This window comes from Variovorax brevis, from assembly GCF_030317105.1.
GTDB classification, from domain to species: Bacteria; Pseudomonadota; Gammaproteobacteria; order Burkholderiales; family Burkholderiaceae_C; genus Variovorax; species Variovorax brevis.
In genome coordinates this window covers 921,297-947,572 of sequence record NZ_JASZYG010000001.1, presented here as the reverse complement: position 1 = coordinate 947,572, position 26,276 = coordinate 921,297, and the positions used below count along the sequence as shown (strand labels likewise).

General features: G+C 67.8%; 14 protein-coding genes. 8 read left to right on the top strand and 6 right to left on the bottom strand.

What is annotated here, in order from left to right; translation table 11 throughout:
* Positions 1-71 precede the first annotated feature (71 nt).
* The 3 genes from QTI66_RS04060 (at position 72) to QTI66_RS04050 (ending at position 3,651) form a co-directional block, all read left to right on the top strand.
* Positions 72-1,217: a Kelch repeat-containing protein gene (locus QTI66_RS04060; RefSeq protein ID WP_286557641.1), complete on the top strand. Its 1,146-nt coding sequence runs from the start codon at positions 72-74 to the stop codon at positions 1,215-1,217.
* 288 nt (positions 1,218-1,505) lie between these two features.
* Positions 1,506-3,296, top strand: a complete 1,791-nt coding sequence (locus QTI66_RS04055; protein WP_286557640.1) for a PQQ-dependent methanol/ethanol family dehydrogenase — start codon at positions 1,506-1,508, stop codon at positions 3,294-3,296.
* A 13-nt stretch (positions 3,297-3,309) separates the two neighbouring features.
* Positions 3,310-3,651: a high-potential iron-sulfur protein gene (locus tag QTI66_RS04050; protein ID WP_286557638.1), complete on the top strand. Its 342-nt coding sequence runs from the start codon at positions 3,310-3,312 to the stop codon at positions 3,649-3,651.
* 142 nt (positions 3,652-3,793) lie between these two features.
* On the opposite strand, the gene QTI66_RS04045 is transcribed toward QTI66_RS04050, so the two are convergent.
* Positions 3,794-5,944 carry a sigma-54-dependent Fis family transcriptional regulator gene (locus tag QTI66_RS04045; protein ID WP_286557637.1) on the bottom strand — a complete coding sequence of 717 codons (2,151 nt, stop codon included), beginning with the start codon at positions 5,942-5,944 and terminating at the stop codon, positions 3,794-3,796.
* A gap of 241 nt (positions 5,945-6,185) precedes the next feature.
* Between QTI66_RS04045 and pedF the strand changes: the two genes are divergently transcribed.
* Both pedF and QTI66_RS04035 read left to right on the top strand, forming a co-directional pair.
* Positions 6,186-6,719: a cytochrome c-550 PedF gene (pedF, locus tag QTI66_RS04040; protein WP_444814945.1), complete on the top strand. Its 534-nt coding sequence runs from the start codon at positions 6,186-6,188 to the stop codon at positions 6,717-6,719.
* A complete protein-coding gene (locus tag QTI66_RS04035; protein WP_286557635.1) occupies positions 6,716-7,570 on the top strand; it encodes a transporter substrate-binding domain-containing protein in 855 nt (284 codons plus the stop codon). Before pedF ends, QTI66_RS04035 begins: the two co-directional genes overlap by 4 nt.
* A gap of 49 nt (positions 7,571-7,619) precedes the next feature.
* On the opposite strand, the gene QTI66_RS04030 is transcribed toward QTI66_RS04035, so the two are convergent.
* Positions 7,620-8,597 carry an NAD(P)H-dependent flavin oxidoreductase gene (locus tag QTI66_RS04030; RefSeq protein WP_286557634.1) on the bottom strand — a complete coding sequence of 326 codons (978 nt, stop codon included), beginning with the start codon at positions 8,595-8,597 and terminating at the stop codon, positions 7,620-7,622.
* 124 nt (positions 8,598-8,721) lie between these two features.
* A complete protein-coding gene (locus tag QTI66_RS04025; RefSeq protein ID WP_286557633.1) occupies positions 8,722-12,093 on the bottom strand; it encodes an AfsR/SARP family transcriptional regulator in 3,372 nt (1,123 codons plus the stop codon).
* Between the two features lie 169 nt (positions 12,094-12,262).
* On the opposite strand from QTI66_RS04025, the gene QTI66_RS04020 reads away from it, so the two are divergent.
* Both QTI66_RS04020 and QTI66_RS04015 read left to right on the top strand, forming a co-directional pair.
* A complete protein-coding gene (locus tag QTI66_RS04020; RefSeq protein ID WP_286557632.1) occupies positions 12,263-13,864 on the top strand; it encodes an AMP-binding protein in 1,602 nt (533 codons plus the stop codon).
* A complete protein-coding gene (locus QTI66_RS04015) occupies positions 13,861-15,252 on the top strand; it encodes an aminotransferase class V-fold PLP-dependent enzyme (protein WP_286557631.1) in 1,392 nt (463 codons plus the stop codon). Before QTI66_RS04020 ends, QTI66_RS04015 begins: the two co-directional genes overlap by 4 nt.
* Here QTI66_RS04015 and QTI66_RS04010 read toward each other — a convergent pair.
* Together QTI66_RS04010 and adh are read right to left on the bottom strand one after the other, a co-directional pair.
* The gene (locus QTI66_RS04010) at positions 15,243-15,650 is read right to left on the bottom strand and encodes a DUF779 domain-containing protein (RefSeq protein WP_286557630.1); all 408 of its coding nucleotides are present in this window, start codon (positions 15,648-15,650) and stop codon (positions 15,243-15,245) included. The genes QTI66_RS04015 and QTI66_RS04010 overlap by 10 nt on opposite strands.
* An 11-nt stretch (positions 15,651-15,661) precedes the next feature.
* Positions 15,662-17,182: an aldehyde dehydrogenase gene (gene adh / locus QTI66_RS04005; protein ID WP_286557629.1), complete on the bottom strand. Its 1,521-nt coding sequence runs from the start codon at positions 17,180-17,182 to the stop codon at positions 15,662-15,664.
* Between the two features lie 286 nt (positions 17,183-17,468).
* Between adh and QTI66_RS04000 the strand changes: the two genes are divergently transcribed.
* A complete protein-coding gene (locus QTI66_RS04000; protein ID WP_286557628.1) occupies positions 17,469-17,960 on the top strand; it encodes a cupin domain-containing protein in 492 nt (163 codons plus the stop codon).
* Between the two features lie 51 nt (positions 17,961-18,011).
* On the opposite strand, the gene QTI66_RS03995 is transcribed toward QTI66_RS04000, so the two are convergent.
* Entirely contained in the window at positions 18,012-26,264 is an 8,253-nt protein-coding gene (locus QTI66_RS03995) for a non-ribosomal peptide synthetase (RefSeq protein ID WP_286557627.1), read from the bottom strand.
* Positions 26,265-26,276 lie beyond the last annotated feature (12 nt).

Here is a 26,276-nt window from a genome sequence, read left to right as displayed (position 1 = left end):
TGGTGAATTCGCGAGCATGCCAAAGACTTCGCCGGTGACAGAATCCCCGCACCGAAAGGAGCCTGCTCGCCATGCGACGTCGCACCCTGGTCCTCTCTGCCGGCAGCGCCATCCTCGGCGGCTGCAGCAACCTGCGCGGCAGCAACAGCCCCTCTGCCGATGCACACGCGGGGCATGGCGAACTCCCGATCGCCCCGTCTTCGCCGCAGCCCTACGCGCGCTTGCAAGGCGGCGTGCCGCACCACCTGACTCCTGAGCAAGAGTCGCAACGCAAGACCGACAGCCCTGCGCCACCGGGCCCCGCCGGCAAATGGCAAAGCCGCGCCGCCATGCCGCTGCCGCGCAGCGAGATGGCGTGGGCGACAGCGACGGCAGGGCGCATGCATGTGGTGGGCGGCTACGGGGAAGGGGCCGTCAATCGCGCCTACCACCACATCTACGACCCCAGGCTGGACCAGTGGCTGCAGGGTGCGCCGCTGCCGCGCGGCGCCAACCACGTGGCCGTCGCATCGGACGAAAAGTTTGTGTATGCGCTCGGCGGCTTCATCGAACAGAACCGGCTGTCCGATGCCAATGCCTACGCCTACGAGATCGCGGCCGACCGCTGGCGCACCATCGCGCCGCTTCGGCGTCCGCGCGGTGCCGCCGCCGCCGTCATGCTGGACGGGCAACTGCACCTGATCGGCGGCGCCTCGGAGCCGGCCAGCGAACGCGCCAGTGTGTCGTGGCACGAGGTGTATGACCCGCGCACCGACAGCTGGAGCCAGCGCAAGGCGCTGCCGGGTGCGCGCGACCACGTCGGTTGCGTGGCGCATGCGGGGCAGATCCACGTCATCGGCGGGCGCTTCAACACCTTCGAATACAACACCGACCTTCATCACGTCTACCTGCCGGCCCGCGACACATGGGAGCTGCGCGCGCCGGTGCCAACAGCGCGTTCGGGCCACGGACTCGTGGTGTACCGCGGACGCTTCTACGCCATGGGCGGGGAGGGCGGCTACCTGGTCGGCGGCGTGCCGCGACAAGCGACCGTCTTCGGCCAGATGGAAAGCTATGACCCGGCCGCCGACACATGGCAGCGTCATGCGCCGATGCTGACGCCGCGGCATGCCGTCGGGGCGGCTGCCATTGGCGATTGGATCTACGTTGCCGGTGGCGGCGCGGTGCTGGGCGGGAGCGTGCAGTCCGCCGTGCATGAGGCGTTCACGCTGGGTTGACCGTGCCGCTTGACGCTGTGATCGCGCCATTTCGAATTGCATAGGACAGTGCGGGCCTCGCCGCATCCATCGCTGTATCGCGATGGAACGCTGGCGCATCCCGCCGTGCGCAAAGCTGGAGCGATCCAACGGGATAACCCGCACGGTCACTGCATCAAAGCCCCGCTTTTGCAGCGCCCACGGAGCACTTTCCGGGTGGCATGACGCTTGCCCTTTCAAGGATGTGACGGACGCACGAATGGCTCGGCGTTCGCCCGAACCCACCCCCACATCCTCGAAGGAGACACCATGCATTCGAAGCTCTTGCTCGCGCTCGCATCCCTTGGCCTGGCGACCGCGGCGCAGGCCGAGGTCACCGACCAGATGATCCAGAACGAAGCCACCACCAAGGGATCAGTGCTCACCTGGGGTGTCAACACCCAGGGCCAGCGCTATTCGCCGCTCAAGCAGGTCAACACCGCCACCGTGGGCAAGCTGGCGCCGGTGTGGGCCTTCTCCTTCGGCGGCGAAAAGCAGCGCGGGCAAGAGGCGCAGCCGGTGATCTACAACGGCCGCATGTTCGTCACCGCGTCGTACTCGCGCATCTTTGCGCTGGACGCCACCACCGGCAAGAAGCTGTGGAAGTACGAGCACCGCCTGCCCGAAGGCATCATGCCCTGCTGCGACGTGGTCAACCGCGGCGCGGCGCTGTACGACAACCTGGTGATCTTCGCAACGCTCGATGCGCAACTGGTGGCGCTCGACCAGGCGACAGGCGACGTGGTCTGGAAAGAGAAGATCGACGACTACGCCGCAGGCTACTCCGCCACGGCCGCGCCCATCATCGCCAACGGCTTGATCCTCACGGGCGTCTCGGGTGGCGAGTTCGGCGTGGTGGGCCGCGTCGAGGCACGCGACGCCAGGACAGGCGCGATGGTGTGGTCGCGGCCCACCGTCGAAGGCCACATGGGCTACACGTACGACAAGGAGGGCAACAAGAAAGAGAACGGCATCTCGGGCACCGTCAACAAGAGCTGGCCCGGCGACCTGTGGAAGACCGGCGGCGCCGCGACCTGGCTGGGCGGCACCTACGACGCAAAGACGGGACTGGCCTACTTCGGCACCGGCAACCCCGCGCCGTGGAACAGCCATCTGCGCCAGGGCGACAACCTGTTTTCATGCTCCACCGTCGCGATCGACATCAAGACGGGCCAGATCAAGTGGCACTACCAGGGCACGCCCAACGACAGCTGGGACTTCGACGGCGTCAACGAGTTCGTCACCTTCGACATGGACGGCAAGCGCGTGGGCGGCAAGGCCGATCGCAACGGCTATTTCTATGTCAACGATGCAAGCACGGGCGAGTTGCTCAACGCCTTTCCCTTCGTCAAGAAGATCACCTGGGCGAGCAGCATCGACCTGAAGACCGGTCGGCCCAACTTCATTGCCGACAACCGCCCCGGCTCCCCGACGGACGGCGACGGTGGCTCGAAGGGCAGTCCCGTGTTTGCCGCACCGGGCTTCCTCGGCGGCAAGAACCAGATGCCGATGGCCTACAGCCCCGACACGAAGCTGTTCTACGTGCCCGCCAACGAATGGGGCATGGAGATCTGGAACGAACCCGTGGCCTACAAGAAGGGCGCTGCCTACCTGGGGGCGGGCTTCACCATCAAGCCGCTCAACCCCGACTACATCGGCGCGATGCGCGCGATCGACCCCAAGACCGGCCGCACCGTCTGGGAAGTGAAGAACACTGCGCCGCTGTGGGGCGGCGTGCTGACCACGGGCGGCAACCTCGTGTTCTGGGGAACGCCCGAGGGCTACCTGAAGGCGGCCGACGCAAAGACGGGCAAGGTGGTGTGGGAATTCCAGACGGGCTCCGGTGTCGTCGCGCCGCCCGTCACCTGGCAGCAGGGCGGCGAGCAATATGTGAGCGTCGTGTCGGGTTGGGGCGGTGCCGTGCCGCTGTGGGGCGGCGAGGTGGCCAAGAAGGTCAACCTGCTGGAGCAGGGCGGCATGGTGTGGGTGTTCAAGATTCCTTCGGCGGGTGGCGCGACCAAAAAGGCTGCCGCGGGCGACGCGAAGCTTGCGGCCAACTGAGAGGAGAAGGCGCGTGAAATCCATTGCTCACAACACACCGAATGGCCGCCGTGTCTTTGTCGTGCATGCATGCGTCGGCGCCTGTGCGCTGGCGACGCTTCCCATCGCGGCGCTGGCAGCCGCGCAGGTCGAAGAGTCCGACGAGAACGCCGTGGCGCTCGGCTACAAGCACGACACGAAGAAGGTCGATGCCGCGAAGTATCCCAAGCACGCCGCCGCGCAGCGCTGTGCCAACTGTGGGCTGTACCAAGGCGCTGCCACCGACGCCTGGGGCGGGTGCGCCATGTTCGGCCGCAAGCAGGTGGCGGGCCCCGGCTGGTGCATGGCGTGGGTCGGCGCGCCGGGGCGGTCTTGATCGACAAGTGAATGCGGACGGCGCAGGCGTCGTTGAGATGCCCTGCGGAAAACCCTTGCCGCTGCGCCGGTCACTGCTCCACAACGGCACACCCCTGCGCCGTGCCGGCACACAGCGGTATGACGCGGTCGCCAGCAGGCGCTCAGGCGTCGCCCTTGCCCCAGCGCAACTTGCGATAGATCGTGTTGCGGCTGATGCCCAGGCGCTTCGAGGCGACGGAGATATTGCCCTTGGCCTCATCCAGCACGCGGCGGATCATGTCGATCTCCGCTTCGCCCAGCGTGCGCGGCGCGGCAGCTTCGGGCGGCGCTGTTTCGAGCGGGGCGGGCGGGTCCGCGCGCATCGCTTCGATAGCAGTCGATGCAAGCGCAGGCGCTGCCGCTGGTGGCGCTGAAACCAGCCCGGCAGCAGACAACGCCAGAGCAGCAGGCCGCGGCGTCACGGGCCCGGCTTGCCGCACGTCTTCGACAAAGTCATCCGACAAGTGCTGCTCCTCGATCTGCGCCTCGCCGGCCGCCATGATGGCCGCCGTCCGCAGCACGTTGGACAGTTGCCGCACGTTGCCGGGCCATGCATAGGCGGTGAACATCGACATGACGGCCGGGCTGATCTCCGGCGTCTCCGTGGGGCACTCGGCCAGCAGGATGCGTCGCGCGACGACCGCGAGATCACTGCGCTCGCGCAGCGCAGGAAGCCGCACCACGAGGCCGTTGAGTCGGTAGTAGAGGTCTTCGCGAAAGGTGCCTGCGTTGATCATCTCGCGCAGGTTGCGGTGGGTCGCGCCAATCACGGCAATGTCGACCGGAATCGACTTCAGGCTGCCCAGCGGCGTCACGCAACGCTCCTGCAAGGCGCGCAACAGTCGCGCCTGCAAGGCCAGCGGCATGTCGCCGATCTCGTCGAGAAAAAGCGTCCCGCCATTGGCCTGCACGATGCGCCCGCAAGCGCCCTTGCGGCGCGCGCCGGTGAAGGCCCCGTCCTCGTAGCCGAACAGTTCCGCCTCGATGAGCGACTCCGGAATCGACGCGCAATTCACCGCCACGAAAGCCTGCTTGGCGCGGTTCGAATCCTGGTGCACGGCGCGCGCCAGCAACTCCTTGCCGGTCCCGGTTTCGCCGAGGATGAGCAAGGGGATGTCGCGGTTGATCACACGCTGTACCTTCTGCACCATCGCCGCGACCTGCGCGTCGCCGGTGTTGAGGTAGCGCAGCCCGGAGAAGCCAGCGGCCGGCACGAGCCCGGCGTCGGTGGCCGGGTTCATGGTGGCCCTCGCGCCGGTCGCCGTGTGGGTCGGCTGCCCGGTGGCCGCAGTGTCGCGGCTCGACGCCGCCTCGGACCCGGACCCAGCCATCAGCGAGCGCTGCGGCCCGTTGAAACGCGCGCTCACGTAGAACTGCCGCCCGTTGGACAGGTTCAGCATCATCGGCACCGGCAGGGGCGTGCGGAAGTGGTCGAAGATGGCCGGCACGGTGGTGCCGAACAGGCTCGTGAGGCTGTGCATGCGCAAGGCCGCGCTGCTCAGGGCCAACTGGTCGAGCGCGCTGCGGTTGGCGCCCAGGATCTTGCCGTCCGCACCCACGACGACGATGCCTTCGAGCAGCGTGCCGATGAACTCGCTGCGATGGTGGAAGTGCAGGCGCAGCCGGTTGCCGTAGTCGTCGGACAGCCACTGGTTCTCGATCATCCGTGCCGACATGCGCACCAGCCCCATCGTGTGCTGGTGATAAGAGCGCTGGTCGCCGCTCACGTCCAGCACGCCCAGCATGTTGCCCCGCGGATCGAAGATCGGCGCGGCCGAGCAGGTCAGGAAGCTGTTGGCGTGAATGAAGTGCTCCCCGCCGTGCACGACCGTGGGCGATTCTTCAAAGAGCGCCGTCCCGATGGCGTTCGTGCCCTTGGAATGCTCGGCCCAGTTCACGCCCGGTGCCAGCGCAACCTTGTCGGCGCGCTGCAGAAAGCGGTCGTCGCCCACGGAATGAAGGATGGTGCCCTCGACGTCGGCCAGCACGATCATGCTTTCCGTGTCGACAATCTGCTCGAACAGCATCTCCATCACTGGCGCCGCGTGCGTGAACAGGCGCTGGTTGCGCTCCCGTGCCACGGCCAGGTCACTGCGCACCAGCGGCGCGAAGTCCGGGCGTTCGACGCGGGCCAAGCCCAGGGCGGCGCAGCGCTGGTGCCACTGCTCGATCAGTTCGTCGCGCTGTTCCTTGTGCGCGACGGTGAGGGCGGCCGGGGTGGTCCACGCCTGGGGCCGGGCGACGGCGGTCGACGTGCTGGGGGACAAGGGCATCTCGTGGGCTCCTCTCCCTGTTCGGGAGTGGGTTGTCTCAATTGCTTCGTTCTGGAACAGCGCTTTGCCGTTTTGCCGCGCATTCCGGTCAAGGATGCGGCTTTGCCACAGCTTGTGCCTTGATGTGGCGCAACGCTGGAGCATGGTACGCAATTAGTGTTCCCGCCTGCAACAGATTGCCGTGGCATGGCGTTTGCGCCTTGTGAGCCGACCCCAACAGCAGGAGACCCACATGACGCAGATGAACTTCACCGCCGCGCAAACCAGGCCCAAACCCGCCCGCGCATGGCACCCGGCCGCGCGCCGCACCGGCGTGTGGATCGCAGCGCTGGCCTGCCTTGCAGCCGCCACGTCGGCCTGGGCGCACGGCGACGTGACGCCGCAGGCGGTCGACACCACCGGTCTGCCGCCGCTTGGCACGGAGTGGCGCCCCGCCAACCCCTACAGCGCGAACGACGCCGCCATCAAGATCGGAACCTCGGCCTACAACCAGAACTGCGCCCGCTGCCACGGACTGGAGGCGATTTCAGGCGGCATCGCGCCCGACTTGCGCAAGCTCGACAACGAGTGCGCCACGGCCAAGGACGACAAGCGCAAGGCCGCTTGCGTGAAGGAGAACGATGAGTTCTTCCTGACCACCGTGCGGCACGGGCGCACGCGCAACGGCGCGGTCTACATGCCGCCCTTCGAGGGCGTGATGAGCCAGGAGGCCATCTGGTCGATCAAGGCCTACCTGGAAACGCGTCGCGACAAGCCGTTGGGAGGCGCGCAGTGAATGCGTTGCAGAAGCCGTCGCGGCGCACATGCCTGCGCTGGCTCGGCGCCGCCGGTTGTGCGGGCCTCGTGGGCGCGCCGGCCATGTCGATTGCTGCGCCCCTCGATCGCGTCCGCGAACGCGGCACGCTGACGGTGGCGGTGTACCAGGACATGCCACCGTTCAACGTCGCAGGACAGGGCATCGACGTGCAGATCGCGCAAGCCCTTGCGCAGGCGCTGGGCGTGAGGCCGTCGCTCATGCCCTTCAACGCCGACGAGAACATGAACGACGACCTGCGCAACATGGTGTGGAAGGGCCATTACCTCGGCTACGGCCCGGCGGATGTGCTGCTGCACGTGCCGGTGGATAGGCCGCTGATGGACGCAACACCGCAGGCCAACATCTTTGCGCCTTACTACCGTGAGCGCGTGGTGATTGCGCGCCAGCTTGACCGGCTGCCGAAGCTCGACAGCCTTTCCGCACTGGGCGACGCCAGGGTCGCGGTGCCGGGCCAGTCGCTGGCGGGCTGGCTCATGATCGGTGCGGACAACGGGGCGTATCGCGATCAGCTCGATACGCAGTGGAAGAACGGCGCGGAAGCCGCTCGGGCGTTGCAGCGCGGAGAGTTCACCGCGGCGGCAGGCATGGCCTCGGAGATGGAGTCGGTGCTGCGCGGCGATGCACGGTTTGCGATCACGCCCATTCCAGCGCCACGCGCACCACGCAATGGTTGGGCGGTGGGCATGGCCGTCAAGAAGGACGCGACCGAGCTTGCGCAAGCCTTGCAGGCCGCCATGAATGAACTGGCCGCGAGCAACGGGCTGCGCAAGATGTTCGAAGGGGCGAACGTGGCGTGGCAGGCGGCGTGATCTGACGCGCAACAGGATCGGCGTCGTTCAGGCCCAGCCGCCGCGGATTTCAGCGCGCGGCGAAGCGCGCCAGCCGCTCGCCAATGATCGCTTCGGCCTCGCCCATGATGCGGTCGATCAACTGCTTGACCGTCGGCACGTCGCGGATCAGGCCGGCGACCATGCCGCACGACCAGGCGCCCACCTCCATGTCGCCTTCGCGCATGATCTTCGGATAGACGCCTGCCACCTCGTCGATGATGTCCTCGAACTTCAGCGCGGCGCCGAGCGTGCGCTCCTTTTCGAGCAGTCGGTCGACGGCGGCGTTCTTGAGCACGCGCTCGGTGTTGCGCAGCGGGCGCATCACCAGGCGCGTGTCGAGTTCGCTTGCGGCCACGATGGCCTGCTTGACGTTTTCGTGCACGGGCGCTTCCTGCGTCGCGATGAAGCGCGTGCCCATGTTCATGCCCTCGGCGCCGAGCGCGAGCGCTGCCACCAGCGAGCGACCATCGGCCATGCCGCCGGAAGCGACGAAGGGAATCTTCAGTTCTTCGGCCGCGCGCGGCAGCAGGATGAAGTTGGGAACATCGTCCTCGCCCGGGTGGCCGCCGCATTCGAAGCCGTCGACGCTGACCGCATCGCAGCCGATCGACTCGGCCTTCAGCGAATGGCGCACCGAGGTGCATTTGTGGATCACCTTGATGCCCGCTTCGTGCAGCGCGGGCAGCCACTTCTGCGGGTTGTTTCCCGCCGTCTCGACGGCCTTGACGCCGCCGTCGATGATGGCGCGGATGTAGCCGGGGTAGTCGGGCGAGCTCACGGTCGGCAGGAAGGTAAGGTTCACGCCGAAGGGCTTGTCGGTCATCTCGCGGCAGCGTGCAATTTCCTGCGCGAGCAACTCGGGCGTGCGCTGCGTCAGCCCGGTGATGATGCCCAGGCCGCCGGCGTTGGACACCGCTGCTGCCAACTCGGCAAAGCCGACGTAGTGCATGCCGCCTTGGATGATCGGGTGCTCGATGCCGAAGAGTTCGGTGATGCGGGTCTTCATGTCGCTTTCTTTTCTGGTGAATGTCTGGGGGGTTGGGAGTTGGCGGCGCAAGCCAGGTCGTTGAATCGCGCGATGCGGGAAAACGCCGGAGCCGCCATGCTACGCAAGCGTAGCGTGTGGAATTTCAGATCCGGCGTCCCCAATGTGACCCCGACCCTGCGCATGCGGCTTGGTTTGGGTCGGGCGGTGCCGCTTCCACGGCCCGGCAAGCCCGCGCCAGTTCAACCCGCATGCCTTGCCGCTCAGCATGCGCAATCGCTTGCTTCAAGAGCGCGTTGCCTTCCTCGACGCGTCCCTGTGCCTTGGCCCGTGCGCCCTGGAGCCGCAACTGCAGGATCACTGCCGGCGGAAAGCGCCGCACGTGCAGTGCCAGCGCAGGCTCGAACGCTCGCCACGCTTCATCCAGCAATCCTTGCTCGCCGCTGCTGGAGGCTTCATGCGCGCCCAGTGCCAGCAAGGTGTCGCCCACGCCCGCGTAACCCTCATGCGCCCACCACGCGCTTTGCATGCGCCGGGCCGCCGCCACGCCGGTGTGCACCGCCGCCCGTGCGGCTGCAAGATCGCCGCTGCGCCAGGCCAGGCGCGCGGCCAGGCCGAGACGGCGCATCGTGTAGGCGGCGTCGATGTTTTCCATTTCGGTCATGGCCAGCACGGCGCGTTCGTAGTGGCCGCGCAGCATGTCGTCGTCGATCGGCTCCAGGCACAGCCCCACTTCGACCAGTCCGATGGGGCCCCATGCACGCCACGATTCGCCGGGGCGACGCAGCGCGAGTTCGTCGAGTTCGTGGAAGCGCCGCAAGGCCTCATCGAGCCGGCCTTCGAAGAAGGCGAGCTTCGCAGAGAGTGCGCGCATGTTCATTTCCTGCCGGCCGCAGCGCAGGCGGGCGAACTGCTGCGCCGATGCCTCCAGTTCCTGCGGCAGGCCGTCCCAGTCGCCCAGGCCGAAGAGCACGACGCAGCGGCTTTCGCTGAACAGGGCGCTCACGCGCGGATCGGTGGCCGGCGCGCTGGCCTGCAGTTTTTGAGCCCGCGCAACAAGCCGTCGCGCGAGGGCAGGGTGCCCTGCGGTCGAGACAGCCAGTGCGCTCGATCCCACGCGAAGACCCCCATGCAGGCGCAAGCGTCGAAAGAGGACGTCTGCCTCCAGGGAAATGCGCATCAGCGGGCGCTGGTCAGGCGAGAACACCAGCAAGCCCATGGTGCAGTAGAGGCTGCGCAAGACCAGGGCCGAAAATGCGGCGCGAGCGGGTTCGTGCGCCGGCCAATCCTCCAGTGCAAGCAGACGCCGGGCCGCGGGCACGAGGTCGGCCCATGGCGTCTGTTCGATGTCGGCGTTGCACAGCCCGAGTTCGGCAAGTGCATGGATGTAGCCGCGCAGCGCGGCCCTGGAGGCGCCACAACCGTTGAGCAGTTCAGCGCGCCGGAGGCCCCAGCCCACGTGTTGCCATCTTGGCAAGTCGTGATTCATCAGCGCCTGCGCCAGCAGGCTCGTGGCCTCGGCTTGCCGGTCGGCGTGCAAGAGCATTGCCACGGCGCGATCGGTCCAGTCCGCCGCACGCGAGGGCTGCAGGCTCGTGCCCACGAGGCGTGCCGCAGCCATCAAGGTCGGTGCCGAGGCGCTGGCGCTGCCAGCCAGCGTCATTGCCCTGACTGCGGCCTCCTCATCGCCCGCAGCGAGATCGGAAAAGGGCGAGACCGGCGGCATCCGCTCGTCGAGCCAATGCACGACCTGCTCCATCACCGTGAGGCTGGCCACAGACTCGCTGGCGTGCCGACGCAGCCACGCCAGCAGCAGGGGATGAAAGCCGAGGCGCCCGTCGCCCTGCGCGTCGCCGCTGCGCGTCAGCCAGGAATGCGCGCGCAAGGTGGCCAGCGCGGCGTCGCTGGCTCCGATGACGCGCGCCAGTTCGGCATCGAAGTCGCCCGGCAGCTGGGACAGGCGTAGCGCCGTGTCGCGCGCCTCGTCATCGAGCATCGACCAGGAGTCTTCGAGCACGGCATCGAGGCTGCGGTGCTGGTCGGCTTCCTCGCGGTCGTCGTCGATCAGCGGGTCGCCCTTGTCGAGATGCTCGAGCACGGGCGCCACGCCGGCGGTGTGGACGCTTCGGGCCGCCATCTGCAGCGCCAGCGGCAGGCCTCCCACGAGACGGCAGATGCGTTCCACCGACTCGGACTGCGCGTCGGCGTCGAAGTCGGGTACCAGCCGCCGCGCGGCGGCGCCAAACAGCCGTGCCGCAGGCGCGAGGCCGAGCCCGCCGAGTTCCAGCAACCACTCCTGCCCGCCACCCACGCGCACGCGCGACGTGGCCAGCACCTTCACGCCGGGTGCGCGCTCGCGCAGCATGGGCTCGAAGCCGCGCGCCGCCGGCACCTTTTCAAGGTTGTCCAGCACCAGCAACAGCGCTCCGGCCGCGTGCCGGTCGGCGCCGGTGCGCGCCACGATCTGCTGGATCAGGCTTTCCGCGTCTTGCAACGCGCCACCGCCGTCCACGCGGCCGCTGAGCCAGAGCACGCCGTGACGGCAACGCGGCGCCCATGCAGAAGCGGTGGACTGCGCCAGCCGCGTCTTGCCCACGCCGCCGGGGCCCGTGATCGTGAGCCAGCGGCAGGCCGGGTCGCTCAATCGCTCGCACGCGAGCTCGAATTCGGCATCGCGGCCAATCAGGTCGGGCGCGCTTGGCCCCGCGAGCGGCGGCGTGTTTGCGACATTCCCTGCGGCCAACGCATCCGATGGCGCCACGCAGGCACTTGGCGGCGCGCGTTCGGCCTTCGGCGCAGCGGCGTCTGAGTGAATGCGGGTGTACAGCGCGTAACACTCGGCCGACGGCCGCGCACCCAGTCGCTGCAGCAGCGCAGCGCGGCAGGCCTCGTATTGCGCGATGGCGGCGGTGCGCCGGCCTGTCGCGGCCAGCAGACGCATGAGTGCCATGTGCGCCGCTTCGTCCGCATCGTCGACGTCGAGCAGGCTGCGGGCCTGCGAGGCGGCCTCGTCGAGCGCGCCGGCGGCTTCGCTGCGGCGAAGCAGGTCGTGGCGCAGCAACTGGAGTTCGCGCTGCGCACGCGGACGCGCTTGTGCGAGCCATTCCTCGAAACCCTCCGCGCCAGTGACTTCGAAGCCGTCGAGCACCGGGCCACGCCACGCGTCCGCCGCCCCGCACCGCGCAGCCGGCGCCATGTCGGGCGTCGACATGGCGCGCGACAAGCTGTGCAGATCCACCTCCAATGCCGCGCCGGGGGCGAGGCCGATGTGTTGCGCATCGACCAGCAGCAACTCGGGCAGCCAGCGGCGCAAGCGCGACAGCGCACCGCGAAGATTGGACCGGGCCGATGCGTCGTCCAGCTCGCTCCAGAGCATCGAGGCGAGCTTCGTGCGGGCGACCGGGCCACCGACTGCCGCCAGGTAGAACAGCAGCGCCTGTTGCTTGGGCGCGAGCAGGCGCGTCAGGGCCTGGCCGTCCAGTTCGAGCCGCCCTTGCCCCAACAGCAGTACGCGCAATCCTTGCACTTCCAGCCTCGCGATCTGCGCCTTGCCAAGCCCACGACACGCCGGGGGCACGCCCTGGACACGCTGCAAACACGCTGCAAACACGCCGGGGTCCGATGCTAAGTCTTCAGGGCGCCCGCATGGCTGCAAGGCGTCCGTCCACCCCCAAAGGAGTCAAAGCATGTCGATCAACGCATCCCGCATTGTCGAGGGCCGGCCTCTGGCCCGCGCCTTGCCCTTGACGACCGTGCCCCGGTTCATTCGCGAGGCGGCCCGCCAGCGTCCGGCGGCGCCGGCCATGATCGAGGCCAGCACCGGGCGCACCATCACCTGCGCGGCGCTGGACCACCAGATCGGCCGCGTCGCCGCGGGGCTGGCTGCGCAAGGATTCCGGCCCGGCGACACCCTGCTGATCTGCAGCCCCAACAGCCCGGAATGGGCCATCGTCGCGCTCGGCGCGATGGCGGCGGGCGGGCGCGTGAGCGGCGCCAACCCGGGCTACACCGCGGCCGAACTGGCGCAACAGTTGCGCGATTCGAAAGCGCGCTTTGCCTTCACGGTGCCGCCGCTGCTCGACACGGTGCGCCAGGCCGCGGCGCAAACCGGCTGCGAGCGCTTCATCGTGGCTGGCGACGCCCAAGCGGGCGACGCGCTATCGCTGGCCAGCCTGCTGGCTTGCACAGGGCCCGAGCCGCAGGTGCCAGCCGATCCCGACGCACTGGCGCTCTTGCCCTTTTCTTCGGGCACGACCGGCCTGCCCAAGGGCGTGATGCTGACGCACCGGGCCATCGTGGCCAACGTCTGCCAGATCCTGGAGGGCAGCGACTGGCCGCAGGGCATGGTGTCGCTGGCCTTCCTGCCGATGTTTCATGCGATGGGTTTTGTGCTCACCACGCTGTCGGGCCTTGCTGCGGGCGGCACGCTCGTCACGCTGCCGCGCTTCGAGCCCGAGGCTTTTCTTTCCGCCATCGCGACCCATCGCGTGACGCATGTGATCGCCGTGCCGCCCGTCATGCAGTTCCTGGCCGGGCATCCGATGGTGGGCACCTTCGACCTGTCGTCATTGCGCATCGTCGGTTCGGGCGGCGCACCCATGGGCGCGGCGCTGGAAGCGCGTGTGTCCACGCGCCTGAAGTGCCCCACGGTGCAAGGCTACGGCATGACGGAGGTGTCGGCGGTGCTGACGCTGGTGGACGTCCGCGGCGCATTGCGTCCCGGCTCGGTCGGGCAGGTGGTGCCGGGCACGCAGGCGCGCGTGGTCGATGCGGCCACGGGTGCCGACGTGACACAAGGCGAACAAGGCGAACTGTGGTTCCGCGGGCCGCAGCTCTTTGCGGGCTACCTCGACAACCCGCAGGCCACGGCCGCCACCCTGACACCCGACGGCTGGATCCGCACCGGCGACATCGGCCGCATCGATGAGGACGGTTTTGTGTTCATCACCGATCGGCTCAAGGAGCTGATCAAGGTGAATGGCGAGTCCGTGGCGCCCGCCGAACTGGAAGCCCTGCTGATGACGCATCCCGCGGTTGCCGATGCGGCCGTCATCGGCCGGCCTGATGAACGCACGGGCGAGTTGCCGGTGGCCTGGGTCGTGCCGCGCAGCGATCTCGATGCAGAGGCGCTGAAGGCGTGGTTTGCCGAGCGCGTGGCGCCGTGCAAGCGGCTGGCCGACGTGGTGCCGGTGGACGCGATCCCCAGGAATCCCGCAGGCAAGCCGCTGCGCCGCGTGCTGCGCGCGCGGGATGCCGAACGCATGGAGAGCGTGGGGAATCCGGCATGAGTCGCGCGATGGGCGCCGCCTTGCGCAGCACGGATGCCGTGTCGATCGGCGCGTGGGACGTGCAGGCGATCCGGAAGCACTTCGTGTTTCCCCAAGCGGGGCGCATCGCGACCAACAACGCCGCCAGCACGCAACCGCCGCGCGAACTGCTCGGGCTTTACGCCGCGCTGGCGCCGCAATATGAAAACGTGCATCGCGGACAGTCCAGCGCATCGCAGCAAACGACGCGTCTTTTCGAGGCGGCATACGACGACATCGCGCGCTTCGTCGGCGCGCGCAGCCGCAACAACATCGTGCTGGTGCGCAACGTGACCGAGGCGCACAACACGGTCATGTACTCGCTGCTCACCGAGTTTCGCGACGGTGACAACGTCGTTGCAACGCAGATGGAGCACAACTCGAACTTCGTGCCCTGGCATGCGATGTGCCGCGACATCCTGCCGAAGTTCGGGCGGCACGTGGCGCTGCGCATTGCGCGCTTCGATCCCGCTACAGGGGAGCTTGACCTGGACCATCTCGCGTCGCTGGTCGATGCGCGCACCAAGCTCGTGTGCTGCACCGGCGCCTCGAACTTCCTGGGAACCCGCAATCCGGTTGCAGCGGTGCGCGCCATCGCCGATGCCAGCGGCTACGTGCAGCCGGACGGCGAGCGCCGTTCACGCCTGCTGATCGACGGGGCACAACTCGTGCCGGGCAGCTTCATCGACGTGCAGGCGCTTGACGTCGACTATCTGTCCTTCTCTTTTCACAAGATGCTGGCGCCCTTTGGCGTCGGTGTGCTGGTCGCGAAGGAGCATTTGCTGGAGGCGTCCTTGCCCTTCCTCTACGGCGGCGACATGGTCGCCGAGGGGAGGGTGTTCGAAGACAGCGTGCACTACAACGCGCTGCCCTGGAAGTACGCCGCCGGAACGCCGAACATCCTTGGCGCCATCGTCTCGGCGCAAGCGCTGCGCCTGCTTGTCGACCTGGCTTCGACGCCGGAGCGGGCGCTGTACTTCAACAGCGACAGGCCCATCGAGCGCCACGCCGTCGAGTTCGCCATGGGCCGTGTGGCGACATGGTGCCGACGACTGACGGCGAGGGCGCTCGAGCGGCTCGGCACCATCAAGGGCATCACGATTCATGGGCCCCGCGAGGCCGCACGCCGCAGCGCGCTCGTCGCCTTCAACGTGGCGGGGCACGATCCGGTCGATCTGGCACTCGCGCTCAACCGCGCGGGGGTCGAGGCGCGTGCAGGTTGCCACTGTGCGACGCTCGCGCACCAGGCGCTCGGCATCGGCGCCAGTTGCCGTTTGAGTTTCTATTTCTACAACACGCTGGACGAAGTCGACTGTGCAGTGGATGCGCTGGCCGGGATCGTTGCTTCGGGACACAAGGCCTACGCCTGATCGCCAGGCCAACCCTGCGCCTGCAAGGCCGCCCATTCCGCATCCTCATACAAGCGAGAACGCGTCAGGAAGCGCAGCCCCGTCGGCCGCTCCAGCGAGAACATGCCGCCGTTTCCCGGCACCGCATCGATGATGAGGTGCGTGTGTTGCCAGTACTCGAACTGCGATCGGCTCATGTAGAAGGGCGTGCCGGCCACTTCGCCCAGGCAGATGTCGGCATCGCCGGTGATGAACTCGCCCAGGGCGAAGCACATCGGCGCGCTGCCGTCGCAGCAGCCGCCGGATTGATGGAACATCAGCGGTCCATGCTCGCCACGCAGACGCTCGATGAGCGCCTGCGCGGCCGGCGTGACCGACACGCGCCGCACCGGGTCGTGCGGCTGCGGGTCCGGCGTCATGCCCTCGCGCCTCAGAAGAAGCCCAGCTTGTTCGGGCTGTAGCTCACCAGCAGGTTCTTGGTCTGCTGGTAGTGGTCGAGCATCATCTTGTGGTTCTCGCGGCCGATGCCTGACTGCTTGTAGCCACCGAATGCGGCGTGCGCCGGATAGGCGTGATAGCAGTTGGTCCACACGCGCCCGGCCTGGATGCCGCGGCCCATGCGGAAGGCGCGTGCGCCGTCGCGCGTCCACACGCCGGCGCCCAGGCCGTAGAGCGTGTCGTTGGCGATCTCCAGCGCTTCCTCTTCGGTCTTGAAGGTGGTCACCGACACGACCGGGCCGAAGATTTCTTCCTGGAAGATGCGCATCTTGTTGTGGCCCTTGAATACCGTCGGCTTGACGTAGTAGCCCGCCGCGAGTTCGCCGGTCTGCACCTTGCGCGCACCGCCTGTCAGGCACTGCGCGCCTTCCTGCTTGCCCAGGTCGATGTACGAGAGGATCTTCTCCATCTGCTCCTGCGACGCCTGTGCGCCGATCATGGTGCCCATGTCGAGCGGGTGGCCCTGCGTGATGGCTTCGACGCGCTGGATCGCGCGTTCCATGAAGCGCTCGTAGATCGATTCCTGGATCAGCGCGCGGCTCGGGCAGGTGCACACTTCGCCCTGGTTGAGCGCGAACATCGTGAAGCCTTCGAGCGCCTTGTCGAAGTACGCATCGTCGGCCGTGAGCACGTCCTCGAAGAAGATGTTGGGCGACTTGCCGCCGAGTTCCAGCGTGACCGGAATCAGGTTCTGGCTCGCGTACTGCGAGATCAGCCGGCCCGTGGTGGTCTCGCCGGTGAAGGCGATCTTGGCGATGCGCGGGCTGGACGCCAGCGGCTTGCCCGCTTCCAGGCCAAAGCCGTTCACCACGTTGAGCACGCCCGCGGGCAGCAGGTCGCCGATGATTTCCATCAACACCAGGATCGAGGCCGGCGTTTGTTCGGCGGGCTTGAGCACCACGCAGTTGCCGGCGGCGAGCGCTGGCGCCAGCTTCCACACCGCCATCAGGATCGGGAAGTTCCACGGAATGATCTGGCCGACGACGCCCAGCGGTTCGTGGAAGTGATAGGCGTAGGTCTCGTGGTCGATCTCGCTGATGCCGCCTTCCTGCGCCCGAATGCAGCTCGCAAAGTAGCGAAAGTGGTCGATGGCCAGCGGCATGTCGGCGGCCGTGGTTTCGCGCAGGGGCTTGCCGTTGTCCAGCGTCTCCGCCACCGCCAGCACCTGCAGGTTCTGCTCCATGCGGTCGGCGATCTTGAGCAGGATGTTGGCGCGTTCCGTGGGCGACGTGCGGCCCCACGCGGCCTTGGCCTTGTGCGCGGCGTCGAGTGCCGCTTCGATGTCTTTCGCGTTCGACCGCGGAATGCTCGTGAAGGCCTTGCCCGTCACGGGTGTGACGTTGTCGAAGTACTGCCCGTCGATCGGCGCGACCCACTGGCCCCCGATGTAGTTGCCGTACTGCTTCTTGTAGGGGTTTGCGATGCCGAGGTGGCTGATCTCTGCCATGTCCATGAGTCGTCTCCGGTCGGGGTTGATTGAAGGGTGGAGCAAGTTGTCGTTGCTCGCCCTTGCATGGCGCAAGGCGCGGGCCACGCAGGGCCAGCCACACGCGCTTCGACCTAAGCCGTTGCCACGAAAGGACTTTCCCGGAATCTCGGTCGCATGCAGCACCGCGCAGGGCGAGGGGGCCACTGCTGCAGGAAGGCGCAGTTGCTCCACAAGGGGACAGCGCAAGCGGCAGCCCCGGACACAACAGCACAAAACTACACTGCAGCACCGATGCTCGCGGAGTCAGCCCATGTCACCCACGGCCCCGATCACAGATGCGAACCCGACGATTGCGGAAATGGAAATGCGCGTCGCCCGCTTTCGCTCGCTGAAGCCGACCGGCGACTACGTGGATGCGTCCATTCCAGGCTGCGAGCGAAGCACCTTCAGGGTGCTCGGCAACCCGCCCGCCGCACCGCTCGAGGCCGAGGGGTTTCATCTCAACATCGTCTGCTGCGAACCCGGCAAGTCGGCGCCGCTGCACAACCACCTGACGCAGGAAGTGTTCGTGGTGTTGTCCGGAAGATGGGAAATCTTCTGGGGCCCTTCAGGTGAACGCAATGTGGTACTCGAGACCTGGGACACGATCGCGATACCTCCCGGCGTTTCCCGCGGCTTCAGGAACATCGCATCAGAGCCTGGCTACCTCATGGGAATGGCCAGCGGCCGCGATCCCGGCAACATCAACTGGCCGCCGCAGGTTCGGGCCGCGGCAGCGGCGGCGGGCGTCTCCTTGCCCTGAGCATGTCGGTGATCCATGACGCTGCGCCAAGCGCGACAGAACTCCAGCCGCTCACTGCAGGTTCTTGACCAGCCGCTTCCACCAGCCCGCCCCGCCTTCCGCGGACGGCGTGGCCTGCACCGCCTGTTCAGCGGGCGAGCCCAGTTCCATCCCGCTCGCCAACTGGGACAGCGTTTCAAAAATGAAGCGCCTTGGCTCCATGCGAAATCCCCATTGCCGTTCGAACAAGACGACGGTGCGGCCGGCCTTCAGCGAGTCGCCCCCAAGGTCGAAGAAGTTGTCGTGCGAATCGATGTCCTCGATCTCCACGTCCAGCACGTCGGCCCAGATCCTGGCGAGCGCGCCTTCCGCCGGTGAGTGACCCTTTTGCCGGGGCCCTCGCACCGTGCGTGGCTCGCGCCCGGGCGGTGGAAGCGCCCCGCGATTGATTTTTCCGTTCGGCAGGAGTGGCAGCGCCTGCAGCGCAACGAAGTGCTGCGGCAGCATGTAGTCGGGCAAGGTCGCGCGCAGGTGCTCCCTGAGCGCCGAGGCGTCGCAGGTGCCGTCGGCGGTCACCACGTAGGCCACCAAGCGCGGATCGCCCGGCCGGTCTTCGCGTGCCATCACCAGGCACTGCAACACCGCGGGATGCGCTTGCAACTGCACTTCGATCTCGCCGGGTTCGATGCGATGACCGCGCAGCTTCACCTGGAAGTCGAGCCGGCCCTGGTGCTCGAGCGTGCCATCGTGGCGCCAGCGGCCCCGGTCGCCCGTCCTGTACATGGGCGCACCCGGCGGCGAGCCGAAAGGCTCGGGAACGAATCGCCCGGCGGTCAGCTCGGGTCGGTTCAGGTAGCCCAGCGCCACGCCTTCGCCGCCAATGAAGATTTCGCCCGACACGCCGACAGGGCAGCAGTTGCCGTGCGCGTCCAGCACGTGCACGCGTGTGTTCGCAATGGGGCGGCCGATCGACATGGACTTTGCCGCCCCCGGCACTTTCCAGCACGTGGACCACACGGTGGTTTCGGTGGGGCCGTAGAGGTTCCACACCTCGCCCGCACGCCCCGACAGGGCCTGCGCCATGTGCGTGCTGAGGCTTTCCCCGCCGATGAGCGCCTTGATCCGCGGCCCGCCCATCCAGCCGGAGTCGATCAGCAGGCGCCAGGTGGAAGGCGTCGCCTGCATCACGTTGGCTTGCGAGCGCTCCAGCAGGGCGCTCAGGGCCAAGCCGTCGCCGGCTTGTTCGCGGGTGGCCAGGACGACCGTGGCGCCCACGGACAGCGGCAGCAGGAGTTCGAGCACCGAGATGTCGAAGCTCAGCGTGGTGACGGCCAGCAGCACGTCCCCGGCGCACAGTCCGGGCTCGCGCTGCATCGACAGCAGGAAATTCACGGCGGCACGGTGGGGCACCACCACGCCCTTGGGCTTGCCCGTGGAGCCGGAGGTGTAGATCACGTAGGCCGGATCGTCCGGGCCGGCGTCACGCGCGGCGTCGGGCGTGGGCGCCGTGTCCGGATGTTCCGTGGGATCCACGGGCGCATCCAGCAGCATCGTCGGCAGCGAGAGGTCTTCCCAGAGCGATGCCTGCTCCTGCCGGGTCAGCAGCAAGACAAGGCCTGCGTCCAGCGCCATGTCGTTCAGGCGTTGCTTCGGATACGCGGGGTCCAGCGGCACATAGGCGGCGCCGGCCGCCAGCACGGCCAGTTGCGCGATGACCATGGTGGGGTCGCGCTCCAGGCAAAGCCCGACCCGCGTGCGGCGTTGCACGCCACGGGTGCGCAAGGCATGGGCCAGCCGGTGCACGCTCGACCAGAGTTCGGTGTAGTGCAGTGTCGCGCCGGGCAACTGCTGCAGCGCCACCGCGCTGTTGCCGCTCTGCAGCGAAAGCAGGCCGGGCAAGGTCTGCCCGCGCGGATGATCGACGGCCGTCTGGTTCCACGATGCCAGCAGGGCGAGTTGCCGGGGCGTCGGCAGGGCAATCCCCTGCAACGGCGTGCCGGGTGATTCGATCAGCCGATCCAGCAGTTGCGCGTAGTTGTCCAGCAGCGCCTGCGCCGTCTCCGCCGAGAAGAGCTCGGTCGAATAGGTCAGGAACAGGGCGCGCTCGCCCTCGATGTCGACGCTCAGCGCCAGGTCGACCTGGGTCGCGCCCAGGGTCAACGAGAGGAAGCTGACGTCCAGGCCTTCCATCTGCACCGATTCACGGCGCACGTTGAGCACGCTGAACATCACGCGAAGATCGGGCACCCGGGCGCCGGTCTCCTGGGTGCGCAGGCGTCCCACGAGGTAATCGAGCGGAATGTCCTGGTGCGCAAAAGCCGACAGGCAGGTCTCGCGCACCTGCGCCAGCAACGCGTGAAAGTCCTGTTCGGGATGAAGCCGGCAGCGCAGCACCAGCGTGTTGATGAGCGAGCCCACCACTTCCTCCGCCTCGACCCGCGTGCGGCCCGCGATGGGCGTGCCGACCGCCACGTCGTCCTGTCCGCAGTAACGTGAAAGCAGGAGCTGGAAGGCTGCCAGCAAGCTCATGAAAGGCGACACGCTGTGCTGCGCGCTGAAGCGTTGCACGCGCTCGATCCAGGCCCCGGACAGTTCGAGCCGTGCCCGCGCGCCCTGGCTGGAGATCCGTTGCACCACCGCGGTGTCGGCGGGCAGGTTCAGCGGGCTCCATCCGGCCAGTTGCTGCATCCAGTAGCGGGTCTGGAGGGCCAGCACATCGTCGTCGATGTGCGCGCGTTGCCAAGCGGCAAAGTCGATGAAGTCGATGGCGCGTGCGGGCAGGTTGGCCGTCTTGCCCTGCACGGCCGCGCCGTAGAGCGCCTGCAGTTCGCGCAGCAGCACGTTCCACGCCCAGCCGTCGCCGATGATGTGGTGCATGACCATCACCAGCAGATGGTCCTGTTCGCCCAGGCGCACGAGGATGAAGCGATGCAGCGGCGCGCGTGCGAGGTCGAATGGCTCCGCTGCAATGTGCGCGGCCTGGCGTTCGAACTCTGCGTCCTCGCCGCTCCAACCGCTCCCGTCGAGCTCGATCAACACGGCCGCTTGCGGCTCGCCGATGACGGCCATGGGCTCGGCATCGCCCAGCTCGAAGGTGGTGCGAAAGGCTTCGTGCCGCATCACCATCTGGTTCAGCGCAGTGCGCAACGCGGCGTGCTGCAAGGGGCCGCGCAGGCGCAGTGCCTCGCACATGTTGTAGGCCGCACCGCGCGGGTCCATTTCATGCAGCAGCCACAGGCGCCGCTGCGAAAAGGACACGGGCGAGGACTGTGCGCGCGACAGCAACGCAATGGGCGCGAGTGCCGTGCTTTCGGCAAAGGACGGGCCGCCGAGTTTGCCGTTCACCAGCCGCGCCTGCCCTTCGATGGTCGGATGCTCGAACATGCTGCGCAAGGGCAGGTCGACCTTGAAGAGGGAGCGCACGCGCGAGACGATCTGCGTCGCAAGAAGGGAATGGCCTCCCAGGTCGAAGAAGTTGGTGCGAATGCCGAAACCCGATTTGCCGAGCACGTGCTGCCAGATGTCGTGCAGGCTTTCCTCCACGGGAGAGCGGGGTCCCGTGCGGTCCGACGCCACGGATTCGCTCTCGGGCCGCGGAAGCTGGCGCCGGTCGACCTTGCCATTGGCCAGTCTGGGCAACTGCGGCAGGAACACAAAGGCCGCGGGGACCATGTGCTCCGGCAGCCTTGCGCGCAACTGCGTTCGAAGGGCAGGCGCATCGGCGCCTGTCGCGCTGTCGACGACGACATAGGCGATCAGTTCGCGTTGCCCCGGAACATCTTCGCGCGCAAGCACCGCGCACATCGTCACCCCGCAACAGGCATTCACCGCGGCCTCGACCTCGCCCAGCTCGATGCGAAAGCCCCGCAGCTTGACCTGCTGGTCGTCGCGCCCGATGAATTCGACCACGCCTTCATCCAGCCAGCGCGCAAGATCCCCCGTGCGGTACAGGCGTTCGCCGGGCCGGAAGGGGTTGGGCAGGAATCGCTGCGCCGTGAGTTCGGGCCGGTTGAGATAGCCGCGCCCCACGCCCAGGCCGCCCACGTACAGCTCGCCGGCCACGTTCACGGGTTGTGGCTGCATGTGCGCGTCCAGCACGTAGAGCTGGGCGTTGTCCACCGGACGGCCGATGGGCACGACGGCGCGCTCGGGCACCTGTTCGCCCACCTCGAACCAGGCACTGTCGACGGTGGCCTCGGTCGGGCCGTAGAAGTTGCCCAGTCGCACGGCCGGCAGGCAGCGCCGCAAGGCGAGCGCCAGGTCGCGGTCCAGGGCCTCGCCACCGCACAGCACGTAGCGCAGGCTCGTGCATTGCGCCATCTGCGCCTCGCCGAGGATCACGCGCATCTCGGACGGCACGAACTGCACGACGCTGACGGCGTTGGCCTGCAATGTCGCTGCCAGCCGATGCATGTCGCGATGCACTTCGGGCGGCGCCAGCACAACCTGCGCACCGCAGGCCAGGGGCGACAGGAACTCCCAGATCGAGGCGTCGAAGCTGATGGAGGTCTTGTGCAGCACGCGGTCCCTGGGCGTGAGCCCGAGCGTGTCCTTCATCCACCGCACGTGGTTGGCCAGGCCGCCATGCATCAATTGCGCGGCCTTGGGCATGCCGGTGGAGCCGGAAGTGAAGATGAGGTAGGCGACGTGCTCGGGCCGCGTCAAGTCCCGCACCGCGGGCACGGCGTCGGCCGGCATGGCGCCGCCGTCGGCCGGCACGTCGATGATCCCGAAGTTCGCCGCGGCATCCAGTTGGCGCAGTGCGCCACCATGTTGCGCATCGGCCAGCACGAAGCGTGGCGCCGCGTCCACGAGCATGGCCTGCAGCCGGTCGGGCGGATGTTCCGAATCCAGCGGCAGGTAGGTGCCGCCGGCCTTGAACACCGCGAGCAGGCCGACGACCAATCCGAAACAACGCGGCATGCACAGGCCGACCACGCATCCGGGGACCACGCCGCGGCGTCGAAGGTCATGCGCGAGCTGGTCCGACAGCGTGTCGAGCTGGGCATAGCGCATGTCTTGCTGGCCGAAGCGCAGCGCGACCGCGTCGGGTGTCAGGCGGGCCTGTGCGCGAAAGAGCGCGTGCACGCTTTGATGATCGTGTGCCAGGGGCTGTGGCGGATCGTTCCACGCCACCAGCATGCGTTGCCGCTCGGCGGCGTCCATCAGCGGCAGGCGCGTGACGGCGCTTTGCGGCTCGACCACCATGGCCGACAGGAGGTTGCCGAAGTGCGCCGCCATGCGTTCGATCGAGCGCGGCGCGAAGATGTCCGTGCGGTACTCGATCTCGGCGTCCAGGTGCCCGCCGGGCCCGGTTTCGATCACGGTAAGCGACAAGTCGAACTTGGCGCACGCCGAGTGCACGCCCAGGCGCTCGCTTTGCAGCCCGTCAAGCGCGAGGTCGCGATGGGCGAAGTTCTCCAGCGAGAAGGAGACCTGGTAGAGCGGATTGCGGCCCGCGTCGCGTTGCGGACTGAGTTCGGCCACCAGTCGCTCGAAAGGCATCTGCTGGTGCGTCAGCGCTTCGACCACGGTCGTGCGATTGCGGCGCATCAACTCGATGAATCCGGGTTGCCCTTGCAGGTCGGTGCGCACGACCACCGTGTTGACGAACTGGCCGACCGCGTCGAGCAGGCGCGGATCGTCGCGCCCGGCCACGGGCACGCCAATGGCAATGTCCGTCTGGCCGGTGTAGCGCAGCAGCAGCGCCTGGAACGCGGTCAGCACGGCGGTGAACAGCGTGACCTGGTGCTGTCTTGCGAGCCGCCTCAGCGCGGTGGCAAGTGCGGCTTCGATGCGGAAGTCGTGCGTCTTGCCGGCGCTTCCAGCGGCCCTGGAAGTGCGGGGCGTGTCCACGGGCAGTTCCAGCGTTTGCACATCGCGCAGTTTGACGCGCCAGTAGTCCAGCGCGGCTTGCATGTCGCCGCGCTCGAAGTGCTGGCGCTGCAACCGTGCATGCTCGCACGGCGCCAGCGGCAACGCGGGGAGCGCTGGGGCGTCGCCGGATGCGTAGAGCTGCCCCAGGTCGCGATGAAGAACAGTCATCGACCATCCGTCCACCACGATGTGATGCGCGACCAGCACAAGCACGTGCTCGTCGCCAGAAACCCGCAGGAGGGCGGCACGCAGCAAGGGCGCATGCGACAAGTCGAAGGGCTCGGCGATGAGGGCGGCGATGCGCGGGGTCTCGTCCGCTCCCTCGGGCATCTCCACGAGGTGCAGGCTGAAGCGCTCCATCGCCTGCGCTGCCGGAATCACGCGCTGCCCGGGTTCGGTGTCCGTGGTGTGGAATCCGGTGCGCAGGTTGGCATGCCGCGCGAGCAGCGCATGCAGGCTTCGCTGGAGGCGCCCGGCATCGAGTTGACCCTTCAGCCGCGTGACCGAGTGAATGTGGTAGGCCGCGTTGCCGCTGCCCAGCTGATCGACGAACCAGATGCCTTCCTGCGCAAGCAAGAGCGGTGCGGTGCCGTCGGCGTCCTGCAGATCGGGGGGCGCTGCATCATCGTGTGCGGCGTGAGCCCCATCGTCGTGCAGGGCAGCTTTGTCCATGGCCTCCTGGACAAGCGCTGCAATCTCCGTGACGGACGGCGACGCCAGCACCTGGGCCACCGGGAGTTGCACGCCGAAGCCTTGGCTGAGCGCCAGCGCCAGCCGCGCGGCCGACAACGAGTCGCCACCCATCGCCAGGAAATCTTCATCGCCATCACCGATGGACTGGCCCAGGATCTGCTCGAAGTGCGCGGCGACGCGTGCCTGCAATGCGGTCAGCGGCTGGCGCACTTCAGGCGCGCCCGTCGATGCCCGTGGAATGGATTGAATCTGCTCGTGCATCCGGCGGCGCTGCAGCTTTCCGGCCGTGCCGGTGGGCAGTTTGTCGAGCACGTGGATGGTGGCGGGGATCTTGAAGTCGGCGAGGGCGCCGAACAGTGCCCGGCGCAGGGCGCGCGGGTCGGCCACCTCGTTGCGCGCCAGCACCACGGCCGCATGCACGTCCTCGCCCAGCGTTGGATGGGGTGCGGCAAAAGCCACGGCCTGGGCAACGCCCGGCAAGGCCATCAGCGCCTGTTCGACTTCATAGGGGGCGATCTTTTCGCCGCCCCGGTTGATGAGTTCGGACGTTCGGCCCGCGATGCAGAGATAGCCGTCGGTGCCGAGCCAACCCAGGTCGCCGGTGATGAACCAGCCGTCCAGGAAGGCCTCCTTGTTCTGCTCGGGCGCGTCCTCATAGCCGGAAAACAGCGCCGGGCCGCGCACCACGACGCGCCCCTCGACATTGCAAGGCTGGTCGTGTCCCTGTGCGTCGATCACGCGAACCTGGGCGCCTGCCGAGGGGCCGACCGATCCCGGTTTCCGGATGCCGGGCGGCAGGGGGTTGCTGGCCATTTGCGTGGCCGCCTCCGTCATGGCGTAGGCCTCGATGACAGGCACCCGCCACAGCGCCTCCAGATCGCGCATCAACGCCGGCGTGAGCGCCGACGACGCCGAGCGGGCGAAGCGCAGTCGATGTTCCGGCCACGCCGGCCCCAGCCTGGCCCCGAGGTCGGCGATGGCTTGGTGGATGGAGGGCGCGGCGCTGTACCAGGTGGGCGCGAATCCGGTGATCCATTGCGTGAAGTTCACGGCATCGAAACCCGGCGTGCACACCACCGACGAACCCGCCACCAGTGGCGTCAGCAGGCCGCCGATCAGCCCATGGCCGTGAAAGGTCGGCATCACCAGCAAGCCGCGATCGTCCGGCGTGAGGGCCAGGTGCTGTGCGATGTTGCGCGCCGATGCCAGCACCTGCTGCTGGGTGAGCGGAACGCGCTTGGGTTTTCCGCTCGTGCCCGAGGTGAAGAGGACGAAGGCGGTGTCCCCGGGCGCGGGCGAGGCGTCGTGGTCTTGCCGGTTCGGCGGTGCCTCGGCCGACTTTTGCAGGAGTCGTGACAGGTCAAAGGGAAGCGCCGGCACGCCGAGTTGCCGCGCCAGGTCCGACACCACGGCGTCGCCGGGCCGGCCGAGTACAGCGTCGGCGCGCGCTTCACGCAGCAGCGCCTCCAGCTCGAGCGGCGTCAGCCCGGGATGCAGCGGGATCACCGTCGCATTGCAGGCCAGCACCACGTTGGCCAGGGCCAGCGGAATGCCGGTCGGCAGCAGCACCGCAATGCGGGATCGGGCGCCCAGGCCGAAGGTGGCCAGCCAATGCCGCGTGTGGTCCGCGGCGGCCAGCAATTGCAAATAACTGAGGGAGGGATGCCCCGGTGAAAGCAGGGCGGAAGCCGAAGGCCGGATCCCCGCGTGATATTCCAGCACCCGACGCAGGGTCGTTCCTTCGAACTCGGTCACGCAGATCCTTTC